This window comes from Pseudonocardia kunmingensis, from assembly GCF_006716445.1.
Classification (GTDB): Bacteria; Actinomycetota; Actinomycetes; order Mycobacteriales; family Pseudonocardiaceae; genus Pseudonocardia; species Pseudonocardia kunmingensis.
Window position 1 is genome coordinate 216,091 of record NZ_VFPA01000001.1, and the last position, 20,492, is coordinate 236,582.

13 protein-coding genes and 3 rRNA genes are annotated in these 20,492 nt (G+C 71.3%); 1 reads left to right on the top strand and 15 read right to left on the bottom strand.

The genetic code is table 11. The features are described from left to right. Positions 1–8: 8 nt before the first annotated feature. The 6 genes from recN to FB558_RS43765 form a co-directional block, all read right to left on the bottom strand. A complete protein-coding gene (gene recN / locus FB558_RS00980; RefSeq protein ID WP_142047207.1) occupies positions 9–1,838 on the bottom strand; it encodes a DNA repair protein RecN in 1,830 nt (609 codons plus the stop codon). 65 nt (positions 1,839–1,903) lie between these two features. Further along, complete coding sequence (locus tag FB558_RS00985; protein WP_142047209.1) at positions 1,904–2,821, bottom strand: NAD kinase; 918 nt, start codon at positions 2,819–2,821, stop codon at positions 1,904–1,906. After that, a complete protein-coding gene (locus FB558_RS00990; RefSeq protein WP_142047211.1) occupies positions 2,818–3,615 on the bottom strand; it encodes a TlyA family RNA methyltransferase in 798 nt (265 codons plus the stop codon). The genes FB558_RS00985 and FB558_RS00990 overlap by 4 nt, the downstream gene beginning before the upstream one ends. 5 nt (positions 3,616–3,620) lie before the next feature. Next, entirely contained in the window at positions 3,621–3,803 is a 183-nt protein-coding gene (locus FB558_RS00995) for a hypothetical protein (RefSeq protein WP_142047213.1), read from the bottom strand. Further along, positions 3,800–4,921: an HAD-IIA family hydrolase gene (locus tag FB558_RS01000; protein WP_142047215.1), complete on the bottom strand. Its 1,122-nt coding sequence runs from the start codon at positions 4,919–4,921 to the stop codon at positions 3,800–3,802. Before FB558_RS01000 ends, FB558_RS00995 begins: the two co-directional genes overlap by 4 nt. Continuing rightward, a complete protein-coding gene (locus FB558_RS43765) occupies positions 4,918–6,303 on the bottom strand; it encodes a hypothetical protein (protein ID WP_211365947.1) in 1,386 nt (461 codons plus the stop codon). The genes FB558_RS01000 and FB558_RS43765 overlap by 4 nt, the downstream gene beginning before the upstream one ends. On the opposite strand from FB558_RS43765, the gene FB558_RS01010 reads away from it, so the two are divergent. Continuing rightward, entirely contained in the window at positions 6,223–7,695 is a 1,473-nt protein-coding gene (locus tag FB558_RS01010) for a hypothetical protein (RefSeq protein WP_142047217.1), read from the top strand. The two genes, FB558_RS43765 and FB558_RS01010, sit on opposite strands and share 81 nt — an antisense overlap. A gap of 55 nt (positions 7,696–7,750) precedes the next feature. On the opposite strand, the gene rrf is transcribed toward FB558_RS01010, so the two are convergent. The 9 genes from rrf to argG form a co-directional block, all read right to left on the bottom strand. Continuing rightward, positions 7,751–7,867, bottom strand: a 5S ribosomal RNA gene (gene rrf / locus FB558_RS01015). A 77-nt stretch (positions 7,868–7,944) separates the two neighbouring features. Continuing rightward, positions 7,945–11,060, bottom strand: a 23S ribosomal RNA gene (locus FB558_RS01020). A gap of 298 nt (positions 11,061–11,358) precedes the next feature. Continuing rightward, positions 11,359–12,879 (bottom strand): 16S ribosomal RNA (locus FB558_RS01025). Together the 16S, 23S and 5S rRNA genes form the textbook arrangement of a ribosomal RNA operon. A 502-nt stretch (positions 12,880–13,381) precedes the next feature. Further along, entirely contained in the window at positions 13,382–14,653 is a 1,272-nt protein-coding gene (gene tyrS, locus FB558_RS01030) for a tyrosine--tRNA ligase (RefSeq protein ID WP_142047219.1), read from the bottom strand. Between the two features lie 47 nt (positions 14,654–14,700). After that, positions 14,701–15,699, bottom strand: coding sequence for an ABC transporter substrate-binding protein (locus FB558_RS01035; RefSeq protein WP_142047222.1), 999 nt, complete (start codon positions 15,697–15,699; stop codon positions 14,701–14,703). 19 nt (positions 15,700–15,718) lie between these two features. Beyond that, complete coding sequence (locus FB558_RS01040) at positions 15,719–16,354, bottom strand: DNA-3-methyladenine glycosylase (protein WP_142047224.1); 636 nt, start codon at positions 16,352–16,354, stop codon at positions 15,719–15,721. Continuing rightward, positions 16,351–17,625 (bottom strand): aspartate aminotransferase type Ic, encoded by a 1,275-nt coding sequence (locus tag FB558_RS01045; protein ID WP_142047226.1) that lies wholly within the window; start codon positions 17,623–17,625, stop codon positions 16,351–16,353. Before FB558_RS01045 ends, FB558_RS01040 begins: the two co-directional genes overlap by 4 nt. Beyond that, entirely contained in the window at positions 17,622–19,043 is a 1,422-nt protein-coding gene (argH, locus tag FB558_RS01050; RefSeq protein ID WP_142047228.1) for an argininosuccinate lyase, read from the bottom strand. Before argH ends, FB558_RS01045 begins: the two co-directional genes overlap by 4 nt. Continuing rightward, positions 19,043–20,476: an argininosuccinate synthase gene (gene argG, locus FB558_RS01055; RefSeq protein WP_142047230.1), complete on the bottom strand. Its 1,434-nt coding sequence runs from the start codon at positions 20,474–20,476 to the stop codon at positions 19,043–19,045. The genes argH and argG overlap by 1 nt, the downstream gene beginning before the upstream one ends. Positions 20,477–20,492 lie beyond the last annotated feature (16 nt).

The window sequence follows — 20,492 nt, forward strand, 5'->3', positions numbered from 1 at the left end:
TGCCGGTGTCAGGTGCGCTGGGGCGCGGCCTGCTTCCTCCTGCGGGGGCTGCGGGCGGGGACCGCGCCCGCGCGGTCGGCCTCCCGGTGCGTGCGGGCGGCGTGGAGCAGCTCCTCGGCGTGGGCGCGGCCGGTGTCGGTGTCGTCGAGCCCGGCGAGCATCCGGGCGAGCTCCACGATGCGTTCGGACTCGGGCAGCGTGCGCACGATGCTGCGCACCCGCCCGTTGCCGTCGGCCCCGCCCCGCCCCCGCCCGGACTTGTCGACGACCAGGTGCCGGTCGGCATAGGCGGCCACCTGCGGCAGGTGGGTCACCACGATCACCTGGTGGCGCGCCGCGAGCCGGGCGAGCCTGCGCCCGATCTCGACCGCCGCCCGCCCGCCGACGCCGGCGTCGACCTCGTCGAACACCATCGTGGGCACCGGGTCGGCGCCGGCGAGCGCCACCTCGAGGGCGAGCATCACCCGCGACAGCTCACCGCCGGACGCCCCCTTGTGCAGCGGCTGCGGCCCGGCGCCCGCGTGCGCGACGAGCCGCAGCTCGACCTCGTCGACGCCGTCGGTGCCGGCCACCAGCGACGCGCGACCCACCCGCAGCGCGTCGGTCGAGTCCGGCCCCGCCTCGCGCGGGACGACCGACACGTGCAGGCGCGCGTCGGGCATCGCGAGACCGGCCAGCTCCGCGGTGGCGCCCTCGGCGAGGCGGGCCGCGGCCTCGGTGCGGGCCGCGGTGACGGCGGCGGCGTGCTCGGCCAGCTCGCCCGCGAGCGCGTCGCGGCGGGCGGCCAGCGCGGCGAGGGCCTCGTCGGAGGTGTCGAGGCCGTCCAGCCGGGCGCGGGCGGCGTCGGCCCACTCCCGCACGCCGTCGATGTCGGCGGCGTACTTGCGGGTGAGGGCCTTCAGCTCGGCCTGCCGGGCGAGCACCTGCGCGAGGCGGTCCGGGTCGGCGTCGAGGCGGTCGAGGTAGCCGGTGAGCTCCGTGCCGACGTCGCCGAGCAGGGCGAGGGCCTCGCCGAGCCGCGCGTCGAGACCGGCCAGCTCCGGGTCCCCCGAGCCGCTGAGCCGGTGCCGGGCATCGCCGATCAGGGCGAGCGCGGCGGGGGCGTCGGGATCGAGGTCGTCGGCCCCGACGAGGGCTGCCTGGGCGGCGGTCGCGGCCTCGCGCAGGTCGTCGGCCGCGGCCAGCCGGCGCGCCAGGTCGACCAGCTCGACGTCCTCCCCCGGCTGGGGGTCGACCGTGGCGATCTCGGTGAGGCCGTGGCGCAGCATGTCGGCCTCCTGCGCGAGGCGGCGCGCGCCGTCGCGGCGCTGGACGAGCTCGGTGGCCACCCGCTGCCACTCGGCGCGCACGGCCCGGTAGCGCTGCAACGGCACCGCGACGGCATCGCCCGCGAAGCGGTCCAGCAGGGCCCGCTGCTCGGCGGGGCGCAGCAGGCGCAGCTGGTCGTTCTGCCCGTGCACGGCGAGGGTGGCCTCTGCCAGCCGGGAGAGGACGCCCACCGGCACCGACCGGCCCCCGAGGTGGGCGCGGGAGCGTCCGTCGGCGGAGACGGTGCGGACGGCGATGAGCGTGCCGTCCTCGTCGGCGTCGGCACCCACCTCGTCGGCGACGGCGAGCGCGGCGGCGTCGGCCTGGAACCGCCCCTCGACGACGGCGCGGCGCGCGCCCTCGGCCACCCGGGACGCCTCGGCGCGGCCCCCGCCGAGCAGGGAGAGGCCGGTGACGACCATCGTCTTGCCCGCACCGGTCTCGCCGGTGAGCACCGTGAGGCCCGGGTCGAGCTCCAGCGTCGCGTCGTCGATCACGCCGAGGCCCTGGATCCGCATCTCGGCCAGCATGGGCCGCAGCGTACGGCGCCGTCCCGACAGCGGGCGCGAGGCTCCCCCGCTTCCCCGCTCGGCGCTCAGTGGGATCCGGGCGTCCGCTCCGCCCCGCGCCAGCCGCGCACCGGGAGGTCGAACTTGCGGACGAGCCGGTCGGCGAACGGCTGCCCGTCCAGGCGCACCATGCGGACCGGCCGGGCGCCGCGGGCGAGCTCGACGCGCGCACCGGGCGGCAGGGCGACCGTGCGACGGCCGTCGCAGTCGAGCACCGCGGGTGGCCCGCCCGGGTCGACCTCGATCGCCACCTCGCTGTCCGGGGCGATCACCATCGGCCGTGCGAACAGCGCGTGCGCGTTGCTCGGCACCAGCAGGAGCGCCTCGACCTGCGGCCACACCAGCGGTCCGCCCGCGGAGAAGGCGTAGGCGGTGGAGCCGGTCGGCGTCGCGCACAGGACGCCGTCACACCCGAACGCCGAGACCGGGCGGCCGTCCACCTCGAGCACCACCTCGAGGATGCGTTCCCTGCTGCTCTTCTCCACGGTGGCCTCGTTGAGCGCCCAGGTGCGCGAGAGGACCTCGCCGTCGACGCGCGCGACGGCGTCCAGCGTCATCCGCTCCTCGACCGAGTAGCCACCCTCGACGATCGCGTCCAGCGCCGCGTCCAGCGACTCCTGCTCGGCCTCGGCGAGGAAGCCGACGCGGCCCAGGTTCACGCCCAGCAGCGGCACCCCGACCGGGCGGGCCATCTCGGCGGCGCGCAGCAGGGTGCCGTCGCCGCCGAGGACGAGCACCACCTCCGCGCCCTCGGCGCACCCCGGCCTGCCGTCGACGACCCGCGGCGTGAGCTCGGCGGACAGGTCGCCGTTGCGCACCTCCGCCCACTCGTCGCCGAGCACTCGCAGCCGCACGCCGGACGCGGCGAGCCGGTGCGCGACGGCGGCCGCGGTGCGCCGGTTGGTCTCCCGCCCCGAGTGCAGGACGACCAGGATCTCCCTCACGGACCCTCCTCGACCGCCGCGGCCAGCACGGCGTCCCCCGCGTCGTCCCCGGCGCCGGAGCGTGCGAGCCGGAGGAAGTACTCGACGTTGCCGGACGGGCCCGGCAACGGGCTCGCCACGGCACCCCGCAGCACCAGGCCCAGCGCCCGCGCTGCGGCCGCCACCTCGGTGAGGGCCGCGGCGCGCAGCTCGGGGTCGCGGACCACACCACCCGCTCCCAGCCGCTCCTTGCCGACCTCGAACTGCGGCTTGACCATCGGCAGCAGCTCCCCACCCTCGGCCGTGCAGGCGACGAGGGCGGGCAGCACGGTGCGCAGCGAGATGAACGACAAGTCCGCGACCGTCAGGTCGGCGGTTCCGCCGATCTCCTCCGGTGTGAGCGCCCGGACGTTCGTCCGGTCGTGCACGTGCACCCGCTCGTCGCTCTGCAGCCGCCACACCAGCTGGCCGTACCCGACGTCGACGGCGACGACCTCGGCCGCCCCGCGGTCCAGCAGCACGTCGGTGAACCCGCCCGTGGATGCGCCGGCATCCAGGCAACGCAGGCCGGTGACGTCGACGGCGAACGCGTCGAGCGCGCCGATGAGCTTGTGCGCGCCCCTCGACGCCCAGTCCCGCTCGTCGCCGCGCTGCACGGTGACGGAGGTGTCGCGGTCGACGACGGTTGCCGGCTTGCCCGCAGGCACCCCGCGGACGACCACCCGGCCCTGTGCGATCAGCTCCGCGGCCTGTTGGCGGGAGCGGGCGAGGCCACGGCGGACGAGCTCGGCGTCGAGGCGGGCACGGGTGGCCACCGCGCTCACGCGCCGCCCGACGACCCGGCGGCCAGCGCGTCGCCGAGCGCCGTGTGGACCCGTTCGAACGCCTCGACGTGCTCTGCGGGCGGGCGGTTCGCCAGCCCGTCGAGACCGGCGACGGCGCGGTCGACGGCCGCGAGCGGGTCCGCCGGGCGGGGCGGGGGCCCCGGGGTGGGGACGGTCATCTGTGCGCTCCCGCCGTGTGGTCGTGGCTGGTGTCGTGGCTGGTGTCGTCGCCGGTACCGGGCACCGGGCGGGTGTCCGGCGCCGGGTCGCTGCTCGCCACGGTAGCCGAGCCGCCGTCCGGCGCGCCGAGACCGAGCCGGCGCACCGCGTCCCGGGCCGCCGGGCCGTCCGCCTCGACCTGGACGGGCCCGCCTCCGGCGGCCCAGTGCTCCGCGCACAGGGCCCGCAGCGCGTCGACCGGGTCGGTCCCGTCCCCGGACAGCACCAGGGCGCCGGACGTCCCCGCGCGCACCTCCCAGCCGGGCCGGGGGGCCGGCGCGAGGTCGTCCGCGGGCGCGGTGAGCGCGTCCAGGTCGGCGGCCACGTAGTCGGGGCGCAGCGCGGGCGGCGCGGCCAGCAGCTCCGCGGCGTCCGAGACGCCCGTGAGCACCAGCAGCGTGGGCATCCCGGCGGCGCGCCCGCCTTCGATGTCGGTGTCCAGCCGGTCCCCGACCATCAGCGGGCGCTGCGCCCCCGAGCGGCGTGCCGCCTCGTGCAGCAGCGCCGGCCCGGGCTTGCCCGCGACCTGCGGCTCCCGGCCCGTGGCCAGGCGCACCACCTCGACCATCGAGCCGTTCCCGGGCAGGGGCCCGCGCTCGGTGGGCAGCGTCGTGTCGACGTTGCACGCGACCCAGAGCGCCCCGCCGCGCACGGCGACGGTCGCCTCCGCGAGCTGCCGCCACCCGGTCTCCGGGTTGTGGCCCTGCACGACCGCGTCGGCGTCCTCCGCCCGCTCGACGACCCGCAGGCCCCGGCTCGTCACCTCCGCCACCAGCGCCTCGGTGCCGACGACGAGCACGCGCGCCCCGGCGGGCAGCTGCTCGGCCAGCAGCGACGCCGCGGCCTGGGAGCTCGCCACCACGTCCTCGGTGCCGGCGGGGAACCCCAGCTCCTCCAGGTGCTCGGCCACCGCGGCCGGGCGGCGTGAGGCGTTGTTGGTGACGTACACGGTCCGCACCCCCCGCTGCCCCGCCACCCGCACCGCCTCCACCGCGCCCGGCACGGCCGCCTGGCCGCGGTAGAGCGTGCCGTCCAGGTCGGCCAGCAGGACGTCGTGGCGCGCGAGCAGGTCGGTCACCGGCCCGGGCCCTCGGTGTCGGAGTCTTCCGTGTCGGAACCTTCCGTGTCGGAGCCTTCCGCGTCGGGACCCGCCGGCGAATCCACACCGTCGGCAGGGACGTCCGCAGCCGTCAGGTCCTCAGAGCCGGCGGCAGCCGCACCCGCGTCCGCCGCGTCGGGCTCCGCCGAGTCGACGGCGGCGCGCGCGGTGTGGGTGTCAGCCCCGTTTCCGGTGCCGGCTTCGGATGCCGCCGTGGGCTCGGCGCCGGACTCCGCCTCGGCTTCGCCACCGGTGCCGGCGTCGGCGTCGGCGTCCACGTCGCCGCCCGTCTCGGATGCCGACCCGGACCCCGCGTCGGCGAACGCCTCGGCGTCCGCGTCCCCTTCTGCCTCGGCGCCGGGAACATCCTGGTCGGCGCGAGCATCGTCCGCCTCGGAGATCGACCCGAGCTCCGAGGCGCCGTCGCCGTCCGGCGTTTCCGGGTCGGCGTCGGCGGGGGCCGCCGCCGGCGCAGACCCCGTTGCCGCATCGGCCGGGGACACCGACGGATCCGCGTCGCGCGCGTCTGTCGCGTCCTCCGCCGGATGCTCGCGGGCGTCGCCCTCTCCCCCCGCGTCCGGCCCGCCGGGCCCGCGGTCGTCCGGGGACTCGGCCTGCGGGTCCGCCACCTCAGAACCGGCCTCCGCGGGCAGGTCCTCCTCGATGCCGAAGGCGATGTCGTCCTCGGGCAACGGCTCCCCGGTGAGCTCCGCGATCCGGCGATCGGCGTCGGTCTCGCCGTTCTCGTCGGCGTCGGCGGCGTGGACGAACCACTGCAGCGCGTCGGCCTCCCGGCCGGCGGCGGCGAGGTTGTCCGCGTAGGCGTAGAACAGGCGCGCGCTCCACGGGTCGCGGCGGGCGGCGTCGAGCTCCGGGATCTGCAGGCCGACGACGGCGGCGCCCAGCTCCCCGAGATCGCGCCGGGCCCCGGCGGCGACGATGGCGAGCTCGATGGCCTCCGCCCGGTCCAGCTCGCGCACCTCGGGCCCGCGGCTCAGCTCGAGGGCGCGCTCGGGCCTGCCGAGCGCGCGCTCGATGTCCGCCATCACGGCGAGGTGCCCGGGGCCGCCGCCCATGCGGCGGGCGGCCCGCAGCTCACCGAGCGCCTCCGCCCATTCCCCGGCGTGGTAGGCGGCGATGCCGGCCGCTTCTCGCACGACGGCGATCCGCGACGCCTTGTTCCGCGCGAACCGGGCGTGCGCGAGCGCCAGCTCCGGGTCCTCGTCGACCAGCCGGCCCGCCGCCACCAGGTGTCGCGCCACGCTCTCGGCCGTGTCGCGTTGCAGGCCACGCAGGTCCCGCCGCACCTCGGCGTCCAGCCCGGCCGCCGTGATCTCCTCGGGCAGCGGCGGTTCCGGCACGCGCCCCGGCGCGTCCGCCGCCCGCGGGGCACGTTCGCGCCCGGGGGACGACGGCCGCTCCCGCGGCGCCCGCTCCGGGCCCCGCCCGGTCCCCGCGGATCGGCGGTCGTCGCCGCGACCACCCGAACGCCGGGAGTCCCGCTCGTCCCCCGGACCGCTCCGGTCCGCACGGTCGGCGGCCCGGAATCCCCCGCGCTCCACGCCCTGTGCCGTGCCGCGGTCCTGGCGGCGATCGCCGCCGCGCTCCGGGCGCGCGTCGTCGCGCCACCGGCCACCGGTCCCGGCACGCTCGTCACGGCGGGGCTCCTCGTCGCGCCGCCGCTCGAACCGGTCGGAGCGCCCGGCATCCGCCTCGTCGCGCGGAGGCCGCCCGGACCGCTGGTCGGGCCGCCCGCCGAACCGCCGGTCGCCCGCACCTGCCTGCGCGGTCCGCTCGCCTCGCTGCGGCCGCTCACCCCGCCCACCGGTCGGGCCCGAACCGCGCCGCTCCCCAGGCCGTCCGCCATCGCCACGCTCGGAGCGCGCCGGCTCACCGCCGCGGCCGTAGGCCCCCGAGCGGCTCCCGCCACCCTGGCGGTCCCACCCGCCGCCGCGTGGGGCGCGGTCGCCGCGCTCCCCGCGGTCCGGCCGGTCCGCTCCGCCACCGCGCTCGGACCGGTCCCGGTCGCCGCCGCGCGGCCGCTGCCCCGGACCATCGAACCGCCCGGGCCGTCCCCGGTCGCCGCCGCGATCCGGCGCGCCCCGGCGGTCACCCCGGTCGTACCGATCTCCGCCACCACGCTCCGGACGGCCACGATCCGGGCGCTCAGGACGGTCGGCACGAGCCGGGAAGCCGCGGTCCGGCCGCTCCCGGCGATCCGGTCGATCCGACCTGCTGCCGCGGTCCTGGCGCTCCGGACGACCGCCGCCCTGCGGCCGGTCCCGGTCGCCACCGCGCTCTGGCCGGGCAGGGCGGCTCCCGCCGCGGTCCTCGAACCGCCGCTCACCACGGCCCTCCCGGTCACCGCGACCCGACCAGCCACCACCGGTGCCGTCCTCGCGGCGCGCGCCGTACCGCGTGCCTCCGGCGCCACGGGCACCACCCGGCGCCGCCCGCTCGCCGTAGCGTCCGCCGCCGCGCGCCGGCCGGCCCGCAGAACGGTCGGCCGCTCCGCGGTCCGGGCGCTCCTCGCCGCTCCGGCGGAACCCGCCCGTGCCGCGGTCGCCGTTCCAGCCGGAGCCGGAGCGCGTCTCACCGGCTCGGGGGTTGCGGCCGCGCACCTCGCCGCGGCGCCCGCTGCGCGGTGCGTCGCCACTCGGTCGGGACCCTCGGTCGTCGTTTCCACGGCGGCCGTCGCGATCATCTCGTCGCGAACGGTCATCGCCGGAACCATCCGCGATACTCACCGGTAGAGGATACAAAAGTGGGCCCCCGCCTGCTGGCGGGGGCCCACTTGAACACGTTGAATGTCGGCGGCGACCTACTCTCCCACACCCTGACGAGTGCAGTACCATCGGCGCTGGAGGGCTTAGCTTCCGGGTTCGGGATGGGACCGGGCGTACCCCCTCCGCCATAACCACCGACAACACTATCAAATTATGTGAATCATAGTGGATGCGATTATGTGCTCAGGGTCGCACAGTGGATGCAAACAACTCGTCATGAACAAGCCCTCGGCCTATTAGTACCAGTCAACTCCACCCCTCACAGGGCTTCCATCTCTGGCCTATCAACCCAGTGGTCTGCTGGGGGCCTTAACCACGCAAGGTGGTGGGAGACCTCATCTTGGAACGAGCTTCCCGCTTAGATGCCTTCAGCGGTTATCCCTTCCGAACATAGCCAACCAGCCGTGCCCCTGGCGGGACAACTGGCACACCAGAGGTTCGTCCGTCCCGGTCCTCTCGTACTAGGGACAGCCTTCCTCAAGTCTCCTGCGCGCGCGGCGGATAGGGACCGAACTGTCTCACGACGTTCTAAACCCAGCTCGCGTACCGCTTTAATGGGCGAACAGCCCAACCCTTGGGACCTACTCCAGCCCCAGGATGCGACGAGCCGACATCGAGGTGCCAAACCATGCCGTCGATATGGACTCTTGGGCAAGATCAGCCTGTTATCCCCGGGGTACCTTTTATCCGTTGAGCGACACCCCTTCCACCAGGAGGTGCCGGATCACTAGTCCCGACTTTCGTCCCTGCTCGACCTGTCAGTCTCACAGTCAAGCTCCCTTGTGCACTTACACTCGACACCTGATTGCCAACCAGGCTGAGGGAACCTTTGGGCGCCTCCGTTACACTTTGGGAGGCAACCGCCCCAGTTAAACTACCCACCAGGCACTGTCCCTGAACCAGATCATGGCCCGAGGTTGAGACACCCAATTCGACCAGAGTGGTATTTCAACAACGACTCCACCACCACTAGCGTGGCCGCTTCACAGTCTCCCACCTATCCTACACAAGCCGAACCGAGCACCAATACCAAGCTGTAGTAAAGGTCCCGGGGTCTTTCCGTCCTGCCGCGCGTAACGAGCATCTTTACTCGTAGTGCAATTTCGCCGAGTCTGTGGTCGAGACAGCGCCCAAGTCGTTACGCCATTCGTGCAGGTCGGAACTTACCCGACAAGGAATTTCGCTACCTTAGGATGGTTATAGTTACCACCGCCGTTTACTGGCGCTTAAATTCTCCGCTTCGCCCCCGAAGGGACTAACAGGTCCTCTTAACGTTCCAGCACCGGGCAGGCGTCAGTCCGTATACATCGTCTTGCGACTTCGCACGGACCTGTGTTTTTAGTAAACAGTCGCTTGGGCCTGGTCTCTGCGGCCGGCCACCCCTAGCCCGCGAAGGGCTTCAGAGCAACCGGCCCCCCTTCTCCCGAAGTTACGGGGGCATTTTGCCGAGTTCCTTAACCACAGTTCACTCGATCGCCTCGGTATTCTCTACCTGACCACCTGTGTCGGTTTAGGGTACGGGCCGCAACAGCACTCGCTAGAGGCTTTTCTCGGCAGCATGGGATCATCCTACTTCGCCTCAATCGGCTACGCATCACCTCTCACCCTTGATGACACCCGGATTTACCTGGATGTCGGGCTACAGGCTTACACCAGGACTACCACCGCCTGGCGGGACTACCCTCCTGCGTCACCCCATCGCTTGCCTACTACCGGATCGGGTCCCACGCTCCCCCGACAACCCAGCCCGAAGGCCGGAAAGCGGGTTCGGATGGTTAGCATCACCGGCCTCAGCACGGGCGCACTATCACGGGCACGGGAATATCAACCCGTTGTCCATCGACTACGCCTGTCGGCCTCGCCTTAGGTCCCGGCTCACCCTGGGCGGATTAACCTGGCCCAGGAACCCTTGGTCATTCGGCGGCAGAGGTTCTCACTCTGCATTCGCTACTCATGCCTGCATTCTCACTCGCACACCCTCCACGACTCGATCACTCGGCCGCTTCACCGGATGCACGACGCTCCCCTACCCAACACCACGACTACACCCACACCCCGAAGAGCATGAGCGGATCTCATGTGATGTTGCCACGGCTTCGGCGGTGCGCTTGAGCCCCGCTACATTGTCGGCGCAGGACCACTTGACCAGTGAGCTATTACGCACTCTTTAAAGGGTGGCTGCTTCTAAGCCAACCTCCTGGTTGTCTGGGCGATCCCACATCCTTTCCCACTTAGCGCACGCTTAGGGGCCTTAGCCGGTGATCTGGGCTGTTTCCCTCTCGACTACGAAGCTTATCCCCCGCAGTCTCACTGCCGCGCTAGAAATACCGGCATTCGGAGTTTGGTTGAGTTCAGTAAGCTTGTCGGCCCCCTAGCCCATCCAGTGCTCTACCTCCGGCATCCACCACACGACGCTGCACCTAAATGCATTTCGGGGAGAACCAGCTATCACGGAGTTTGATTGGCCTTTCACCCCTACCCACAGCTCATCCCCCAGGTTTTCAACCCTGGTGGGTTCGGGCCTCCACGACGTCTTACCGACGCTTCACCCTGGCCATGGGTAGATCACTCCGCTTCGGGTCTACACCCCGCGACTCGACGCCCTATTCAGACTCGCTTTCGCTACGGCTACCCCACACGGGTTAACCTCGCCACGAAGCATAACTCGCAGGCTCATTCTTCAAAAGGCACGCCATCACCCCAAAGAGGCTCTGACGGCTTGTAGGCACACGGTTTCAGGTACTATTTCACTCCCCTCCCGGGGTACTTTTCATCTTTCCCTCACGGTACTAGTCCGCTATCGGTCATCAGGGAGTATTTAGGCTTACCGGGTGGTCCCGGCAGATTCACAGCAAATTCCACGAGCTCGCTGCTACTCGGGAACAATCTCCAGACCACGAAACGTGTTTTCATGTACGGGGCTCTCACCCGCTACGGCGACCCTTTCCAGAAGTCTTCCACTAACACGAATCAATGACCTCGGCAGCGCGGCAGCACCACCACGAGAAAATCCCACAACACCCCAGCCGCAACGCCTGCCGGCTTGACACGACCAAGGTTTAGCCTCATCCGCTTTCGCTCGCCACTACTCACGGAATCACGGTTGTTTTCTCTTCCTGTGGGTACTGAGATGTTTCACTTCCCCACGTTCCCTCCGACAGCCTATGTATTCAGCTGGCGGTGACACCCCATGACGGGTGCCGGGTTTCCCCATTCGGACATCCTCGGATCACAGCTCGGTTGACAGCTCCCCGAGGCCTATCGCGGCCTCCCACGTCCTTCATCGGCTCCTGATGCCTAGACATCCACCATGTGCCCTTAAACACTTGTTCACAACAAGATGCTCGCATCCACTATGCAACACTCAACACACAACCACACCCCAACCCCCACCGACCACCACCACACCCACGAGGAATGCGTTAGACGATCCGGGTCAGGAGCCAGAAGACACACCCCACAACGAGTGTCCCCTCAGGACCCAACAGCGTGCCAAGCACTCATGAACCAGCACTATGTTCCACCCAGCGCCACACCCCACAACCAGCAGGCGCGACATTTATCGAAGAAAGGAGAACCAACCCCAACACTCGAGACCGGTCAACCCCACCAACACGGTGGACTCCTTAGAAAGGAGGTGATCCAGCCGCACCTTCCGGTACGGCTACCTTGTTACGACTTCGTCCCAATCGCCAGTCCCACCTTCGACGACTCCCTCCCACAAGGGGTTAGGCCATCGGCTTCGGGTGTTACCAACTTTCGTGACGTGACGGGCGGTGTGTACAAGGCCCGGGAACGTATTCACCGCAGCGTTGCTGATCTGCGATTACTAGCGACTCCAACTTCACGGGGTCGAGTTGCAGACCCCGATCCGAACTGAGACCAGCTTTAAGGGATTCGCTCCACCTCACGGTCTCGCAGCCCTCTGTACTGGCCATTGTAGCATGTGTGAAGCCCTGGACATAAGGGGCATGATGACTTGACGTCATCCCCACCTTCCTCCGAGTTGACCCCGGCAGTCTCCCATGAGTCCCCGGCATAACCCGCTGGCAACATGGAACGAGGGTTGCGCTCGTTGCGGGACTTAACCCAACATCTCACGACACGAGCTGACGACAGCCATGCACCACCTGCACACCAGCCACAAGGGAACGCCTATCTCTAGACGCGTCTAGTGCATGTCAAACCCAGGTAAGGTTCTTCGCGTTGCATCGAATTAATCCACATGCTCCGCCGCTTGTGCGGGCCCCCGTCAATTCCTTTGAGTTTTAGCCTTGCGGCCGTACTCCCCAGGCGGGGCGCTTAATGCGTTAGCTGCGGCACAGAGACCGTGGAATGGCCCCCACACCTAGCGCCCACCGTTTACGGCGTGGACTACCAGGGTATCTAATCCTGTTCGCTCCCCACGCTTTCGCTCCTCAGCGTCAGTATCGGCCCAGAGACCCGCCTTCGCCACCGGTGTTCCTCCTGATATCTGCGCATTTCACCGCTACACCAGGAATTCCAGTCTCCCCTGCCGAACTCAAGTGATGCCCGTATCGACCGCAAGCTCAGAGTTAAGCCCCAAGTTTTCACGACCGACGCGACACACCGCCTACGAGCTCTTTACGCCCAATAATTCCGGACAACGCTCGCACCCTACGTATTACCGCGGCTGCTGGCACGTAGTTGGCCGGTGCTTCTTCTACCGGTACCGTCACTCACGCTTCGTCCCGGTCGAAAGAGGTTTACAACCCGAAGGCCGTCATCCCCCACGCGGCGTCGCTGCGTCAGGCTTTCGCCCATTGCGCAATATTCCCCACTGCTGCCTCCCGTAGGAGTCTGGGCCGTGTCTCAGTCCCAGTGTGGCCGGTCGCCCTCTCAGGCCGGCTACCCGTCGTCGCCTTGGTAGGCCATCACCCCACCAACAAGCTGATAGGCCGCGGGCCCATCCCCAGCCGAAAAACTTTCCACCCAACCCCATGCGAGGCCAGGTCATATCCGGTATTAGACCCAGTTTCCCGGGCTTATCCCAGAGCTGAGGGCAGGTCACCCACGTGTTACTCACCCGTTCGCCGCTCGTGTACCCCCGAAGAGGCCTTACCGCTCGACTTGCATGTGTTAAGCACGCCGCCAGCGTTCGTCCTGAGCCAGGATCAAACTCTCCAACTAAATCTGGCTCTAGCAAAACCGAGACGGGGTCTCGGCTAAAACAAACTGGCATAAACCAATTCATGATAAAGCTCGACACACTGTTGAGTTCTCAAGAGACACCCGCACACCATCGCGATCCTCGCGGACCGGGCCGGGGCAACTTTCCTAGAGTACGTGGTTCTGGTCGCGGAGTCAACCTCCGCCCGACCCACGTCCGTCAGGCTAGCACCTTGCGGTGCGGACCCTCCGGGGTGGCCGCCGTGGTGCGGGCTGACTCTGGGCCGGAGATTCCGTCCCGGTCTGTCGTGCTGCCCGCCGTGGCGACGAGGAGAAAGTTACACACCCCCGTCGGAGGGGGTCAAACCGGGGGGTCACCTGTCGTCGTTCGGCCTGGTCAGCGCCGGTGCCGGGGCCGTCAGCCGCACCCGTGCCCGTCCGAGCCCGAGCGCCGCGGACGAACCGGGAGCGGCACCGGCCGACCCGGACGGCTCGCGGCGATCACCGGCCGGGACGGCGCGCGTCAGCCCGCCCGCACGCCCGCGAGGTTGCGCTTGCCGCGGCGGACGACGGCCCACCCGCCCGGGAGCAGGTCGTCCGCGCCGAGGGTCCAGCCCTCGTCCGGGACCTTCGCGTTGTTCACGTACGCCCCGCCCTCGCCGACCGTGCGCCGCGCCGCGCCGCGGCTCTCGGCCAGGCCGGTGGCCAGCAGGAGGTCGACGATCGTGGGCCGCTCGCCGATCCGCACGTCGGCGTGCGGGACCTCGGCCAGGGCCGCGTCCAGGGTGCCGGCGTCCAGCTCGCGCAGCTCCCCGCGGCCGAACAGGGCGGCGCTCGCGGCGACCACCTGCTGCGTGTGCCGTTCGCCGTGCACCAGCGTGGTGAGCTCCTCGGCCAGCCGGCGTTGCGCCGCGCGGGCCTGTGGCCTCATCGCGACGGCCTGCTCCAGCTCGTCGATCTCCTCGCGGGACAGGAACGTGAACAGCCGCAGGTAGCGGACGACGTCGGCGTCGGCGACGTTGACGAAGTACTGGTACCACGCGTACGGCGAGGTCATCTCCGCGTCGAGCCACACGCTGCCGCCACCGGTCGACTTGCCGATCTTGCGGCCCTCGTTGTCGGTGACCAGCGGGGTGGTGAGCGCGTGCACCGTCTCGCCGTCGACCCGGCGGACCAGCTCCACGCCGCCGACGATGTTGCCCCACTGGTCGGACCCGCCGATCTGCAGGCGGCAGCCGTACTCCCGGTGCAGGTGCAGGTAGTCCTGGCTCTGCAGCAGCAGGTAGCTGAACTCGGTGTAGGACATCCCGTCGGCCGCGAGCCTGCGCTTGACCGTGTCGCGCGCCAGCATCACGTTGATCGAGAAGTGCTTGCCGACGTCGCGCAGGAACTCCAGCGTGGTCTGATTGCCGGTCCAGTCCAGGTTGTTGACGATCAGCGCACCGGTGTCCGAGTCGTCGAACTCGACGAACCGCTCGAGCTGCCCCCGGATGCGGCCGGCCCACTCCCCGATCGTCTCGACGCTCCGCAGCGACCGCTCACCGACGTCCCGCGGATCGCCGATCATTCCCGTGGCGCCGCCCGCCAGGACGATCGGACGCACCCCGGCCTGCTGGAACCGACGCAGCGTGAGCAGCTGCACGAGGTTGCCCGCGTGCAGGCTCGCCGCCGTCGGGTCGAACCCCGCATACATCGTGAGGACGCCCTCGCCCAGATCGCGCCGCAGCGCGTCGAGGTCGGTGCTCTGCGCGATCAGGCCGCGCCACTCCAGCTCGTCGAGGATGTCCGTTCCCACACCGACGATCCTCCCCCACGGCGGCCAGTGCGTTTCAGCCACCCAGGTCAGGCGCCCAGGGCGGCCGCGAACTCCGCGGGCAGCTCGTCGAGCAACGTGGGGAGGCTGAGCACGCTGCTGAACGACAGCGCGACGCCCTGCTCCTGCGTGAGGCTGACCACGCGGCCCTCCTGCCCGACGCGCAGGGCGGCGTAGCCGGGCTGCGCCTCGAGCGACGCGTTGTCGTTGCCCGGGATCTCCAGCCAGCCGACGACGTCACACTCGTCGAGCAGCCCGAGCCGCTCGTTGCTGATGTCGGCGTAGAAGTCGTCCCCGGCGAGCTGGTCGAACGTCTCCGGCACGGCGAACCCCAGCGACGTCAGGAACCGGCCCCGGTTGTCCTCGGACGTCCAGACGAAGTAGCCGGCGTTCGTGGAGCTCGCCGCCGCGATGGCGGCCTTCCGGCCCGCGAACTGCGGGTACCGGGCGGTGACCGCGGCGAACCGCGCCTCGAGGTCGGCGACCAGCCGGTCGGCCTCCTCCCCGCGCCCCAGCGCGGTGCCGATCAGCCGGGTCCCGTCCTGCCACGCGGTCTGGTACGGATCGGCGCCGGGCGGCTGCGTGATCGTGGGCGCGATGCGGGAGAAGAGGTCGTACTCGTCACGGGACAGGCCCGCCGACACGGCGACGATCAGGTCCGGGGCCAATGCGGCCACCGCCTCGGGGCTGATCGACTCGCCGCTCAGCACCTGGGGCTGCCGGCCCTGCAGCCGGTCGCTCGCCCACGGCCAGGTGGCGGCGGGCCGGTTGCCGGTGAACTCGCGGATCGCGACCGGCACCACGCCCAGCGCCAGGATCGCGTCCTGGTCGGTGTAGCCCAGCGACACGACGCGCTGCGGCGCCGCCGGCACCTCCGTCGCGCCGTACGCGTGCTCGACGGTGACCGGGAACGCTCCCCCGCCTGCGGCCTCCGGCGCTTCCGCCTCCGATGAGCCCCCTCCCCCGCAGGCGGTGAGCAGGACGGCGGCGGTGAGCAGGGCCGAGAAGGCCCGCACGCGTGCGATCACGGACGAAGGCTAGGCTGCCCTACTTCTCACGTCCAGAGCGGGTGACCGCTGCCCCCCGGCCGGGGCGGTACGGGCTCACCGCCGTCGACCCGTCGAGCCAGAACCGCCAGGGCAGCTCGTGCGCGGCCGCCACGCCTACCCGTGGACCGGTGCGCACGAGCGCCGGGTCCACCGGCGGCCCGGCGAGCAGCCGCACCGGGGATGCGGGATCCGTCACGTCCACCCCGTTGTGCTCGCGGCCCAGGCCGAGCAGCGACGCGAGCCGGGCCGGGCCGCGGGCGAGATCGTCGTCACGCCGGGCGGTCGGACGCCGGACCCGGGCCACCCCGAGGTCGGACACCACCTCGCCCGCGCGCAGCAGCACCGCGCCCGCATCGCCGTCGTCCAGGGCGGTGACGTTCGCGCAGAAGTGCATGCCGTAGACGAAGTAGACGTACAGGTGCCCGGCCGGCCCGAACATCACCGCGTTGCGCGGGGTGCGCCCGCGGTAGCTGTGCGACGCCGGGTCGTCCCGGCCCCGGTAGGCCTCCACCTCCACGAGGCGGACCGCCACCGCACCCTCGGGCGTGTCGGCGACGGCCGTGCAGCCGAGCAGCCGCACGGCCGCCTCCGTGACGTCGACGGCCAGCTCCTCCCGGGAGAGGAGGTCCGTCACTTCCGCTGTGCCGATGAGCGCTCCGCCTGCGCTCCGCGCTGCGCGAGCGCCAGCCGGACGCACACGGCCACACCCTCCATCGCCTTGCCCACCTCCGGCAGCGGCGGGAACGTCGGCGCGAGCCGGATCACGCTGTCCTGCGGGTCCTCGCCGCCCGGGTGCGTGGCCCCGGCGGGCGTGAGCGCGAGCCCCGCCTCCTTCGCGAGCCGGACGATCTCGGTGGCCGTGCCCTCCGGCACCGTCAGCGTGACGAAGTACCCACCCTTGGGCTTCGACCACTCCACGCCGGGGGTGTGGGCGAACTCCCGGGTGAGGATCTCCTCCACCGCCGCGAACTTCGGCGCGATGATCTCGCGGTGGGCGCGCATGTGCGCCCGCAGCCCGTCGGCGTCGCGCAGGAAGCGCACGTGGCGCAGGTGGTTGGTCTTGTCCGGGCCGATGGTGCGCTTCGACGTGAGCCGCAGCCACCACTCGACGTTGGCCGCGGACGCGCCGAGGAACGCCACGCCCGCGCCGGCCAGCGTGATCTTCGACGTGGAGCCGACGACGAACGGCCGGTCCTCGTGGCCGGCCTCGGCGGCGAGCGCCAGCACGTCGGCGATCTCCACCTCGTCCTCGGTGAGGTGGTGCACGGCGTAGGCGTTGTCCCAGATGATCCGGAAGTCCGGCGCGGCTGTGGGCATCGACGCGAGCCTGCGCACCGTCTCGTCGGAGTACACCGCGCCCGTGGGGTTGGAGTACTTCGGCACGCACCAGATGCCCTTGATCGTCGGGTCGGCGGCGACGAGCTCCTCGACGACGTCCATGTCCGGGCCGTCGTCGGTCATCGGCACCATGAGCAGCTCGATCCCGAGCCGCTCGCACACGCCGAAGTGCCGGTCGTAGCCGGGCACGGGAGCGAGGAACACGACGCGCTCCTCGTCCACCCAGCGCTTCTCGGCGCCGGGCAGCGGGGACAGCAGCGCGTGCACGAGGGTGTCGTGCATCAGCTCGAGGCTCGAGTTGCCGAACGCGATCAGCTGCTCGGCGGGCACCTGCAGGAACGGCGCGAACAGCTCCCGCAGCTCGGCCAGACCCTGCAACCCCTGGTAATTGCGGGTGTCGGTGCCGTCCGCGGCGCGGAAGTCCTCGGGGCCGGGCAGACCGAGCATCGGGTTCGCGAGGTCCAGCTGCTGCGCCGAGGGCTTGCCCCGGGTGAGGTCGAGCTTCATGCCCTCGGCCTGGAGCTTCTCGTAGGCGGTGCGGGCGTCCTCGAGCCCGGGCGTGGTCATGGTGTTCCTCCAGTCTCGGAAAGGGCCTGCCGCGCGGTGGTGACGGCGCTGCGCAGCTCGGCGAGCTGCTCGGCCACGCGTTCGCCTGCGGTGCCACCACGGGCCGCCCGGGACGCGATGGAGCCTGCCACGGTCAGCACGTCGCGGACCTGCGGGGTCAGGGCCGGGTGGACGGCGGCCAGCTCGGCGTCGGTGAGCTCCGCGAGCCCGACGTCGCGGGCCTCCGCCGCGCGCACGCACCCACCGGCGGCCTCGTGCGCCACCCGGAACGGCACGCCCTGGCGGACGAGCCACTCGGCGACGTCGGTGGCGAGCGTGAACCCGGCCGGGGCGAGCTCGGCGAGCCGGTCGGTGTGGAAGGTCAGCGTGGCGACCATCCCCGCGACCGCCGGCAACAGCAGCTCCAGCTGCTCGACCGAGTCGAACAGCGGCTCCTTGTCCTCCTGCAGGTCGCGGTTGTACGCCAGCGGCAGGCCCTTGAGCGTGGCCAGCAGCCCGGTCAGGTTGCCGATCAGCCGGCCCGCCTTGCCGCGCGCGAGTTCCGCGACGTCGGGGTTCTTCTTCTGCGGCATGATCGAGCTGCCGGTGGAGAAGGCGTCGTCGAGGGTGATGTAGGAGAACTCCCCGGTTGCCCAGACGATCACCTCCTCGGCGATCCGGGACAGGTCCACCGCGACCATGGCGAGGACGAACGCCGCCTCCGCGGCGAAGTCACGCGACGCGGTGCCGTCGATGGAGTTCGCGGACGACGAGTCGAAGCCCAGCTCCGCGGCCACCGCCTCGGGGTCCAGGCCGAGCGACGACCCGGCGAGCGCACCCGAGCCGTACGGCGAGACGGCGGCGCGCCGGTCCCAGTCGCGCAGCCGGTCCACGTCGCGCAGCAGGGCGTGCGCGTGCGCGGCGAGGTGGTGCGAGAGCAGGACGGGCTGCGCGTGCTGCAGGTGGGTGCGCCCGGGCATCGGCGCGTCGGGGTGGGCCTGCGCCTGCGCGACGAGCGCGTCGACGACGTCCAGCACGCCCGCGCCGACCCGGCGGGCCGCGTCGCGCAGCCACATCCGGAACAGGGTGGCCACCTGGTCGTTGCGGGAGCGCCCGGCGCGCAGCTTGCCGCCCAGCTCCGGCCCCGCGCGGGAGATGAGGCCGCGCTCCAGGGCGGAGTGCACGTCCTCGTCGTCCGCCGCCGGTCCGAACGCGCCCGAGGAGACGTCGGCGGCCAGCTTCGCCAGCGCGTCGAGCATCCCCGCGAGCTCGTCGTCGGTGAGCAGGCCGGCGCGCGCGAGCACGCGGGCGTGCGCCATCGACGCGCGCACGTCGTAGGGCGCCAGGCGCCAGTCGAACTGCGTGGACTTCGACAGCGCGGCGAGGGCGTCGGCGGGGCCGGACGCGAACCGGCCGCCCCACAGCTGGGAGCCCGACATCAGTCGGTACCCGCTTCCAGCGCCGCCTCGTCGAGGGACTTCTCCGACTCGTGCTCGGCGGCCTCGTCCGCCGCCGCGATCCGGTCGAAGCCGCCCGCGGGCAGCTCGCCGAAGAGCGTGCCGTGCTCGACCAGCACCGTGCCCTGCTCGTGCGGCTGCCCGGCGTAGGCCTCCAGCTTGGCGCGGGAGTCGGCGATGTCGAGGTTGCGCATGGTGAGCTGGCCGATGCGGTCCACGGGCCCGAAGGCGGCGTTCTCGACGCGCTCCATCGAGAGCCGGTCGGGGTGGTAGGAGAAGCCCGGCCCCTGGGTGTCGAGGATCGAGTAGTCGTCGCCGCGGCGCAGGCGCAGCGTGACGGTGCCGGTGACCAGCGAGGCGATCCAGCGCTGGACCGACTCGCGGACCATCAGCGCCTGCGGGTCGAGCCAGCGCCCCTCGTAGAGCAGCCTGCCCAGCTTGCGGCCCTCGTTGTGGTAGTTGGCGACCGTGTCCTCGTTGTGGATCGCGTTGAGCAGCCGCTCGTAGGCGATGAAGAACAGCGCCATCCCGGGCGCCTCGTAGATGCCGCGCGACTTGGCCTCGATGATCCGGTTCTCGATCTGGTCGGACATGCCCAGGCCGTGCCGCCCGCCGATGGCGTTGGCCTCCCGGACGAGCGCGACCTGGTCGGCGAACCGCCTGCCGTTGATCGCCACCGGGTAGCCGGCCTCGAAGGTGACCGCGACGTCCTCGGTCTCGATCCGGGTCGCCGCGTCCCAGAACTTGACGCCCATGATCGGCTCGACCGTCTCGAGGGAGACGTCGAGGTGCTCGAGGGTCTTGGCCTCGTGGGTGGCGCCCCAGATGTTGGCGTCGGTGGAGTAGGCCTTCTCGGCCGAGTCCCGGTACGGCAGGCCGTGCGCGGTGAGCCACGTGCTCATCTCCTGGCGCCCGCCCAGCTCCTGGACGAAGTCGGCGTCGAGCCAGGGCTTGTAGATGCGCAGCTCGGGGTTGGCCAGCAGGCCGTAGCGGTAGAACCGCTCGATGTCGTTGCCCTTGAAGGTGGAGCCGTCGCCCCAGATGTTCACGCCGTCGGCCTGCATCGCGCGCACCAGCAGCGTTCCGGTGACGGCGCGGCCCAGCGGCGTGGTGTTGAAGTACGTCCGCCCCCCGGACCGGATGTGGAAGGCGCCGCACGCGAGCGCCGCCAGGCCCTCCTCGACGAGCTGCGGCTTGATGTCGACGGCGCGGGCGATCTCGGCGCCGTACTGCTTCGCGCGCGCGGGCACCCCGGAGACGTCCGGCTCGTCGTACTGGCCGAGGTCGGCGGTGTAGGTGCACGGGATCCCGCCCTTGTCGCGCATCCAGGCGACTGCCACGGAGGTGTCGAGACCTCCGGAGAAGGCGATCCCGATGCGCTCGCCCTTGGGGAGGGAGGTCAGGACCTTGCTCACGAGATGGTGCTCCTTG

Coding starts and splice junctions, on each gene's coding strand:
- recN (WP_142047207.1), bottom strand. CDS start 1,838: ATGCTGGCCGAGATGCGGATCCAGGGCCTCGGCGTGATCGACGACGCG.
- FB558_RS00995 (WP_142047213.1), bottom strand. CDS start 3,803: ATGACCGTCCCCACCCCGGGGCCCCCGCCCCGCCCGGCGGACCCGCTC.
- FB558_RS01045 (WP_142047226.1), bottom strand. CDS start 17,625: ATGACCACGCCCGGGCTCGAGGACGCCCGCACCGCCTACGAGAAGCTC.
- argH (WP_142047228.1), bottom strand. CDS start 19,043: ATGTCGGGCTCCCAGCTGTGGGGCGGCCGGTTCGCGTCCGGCCCCGCC.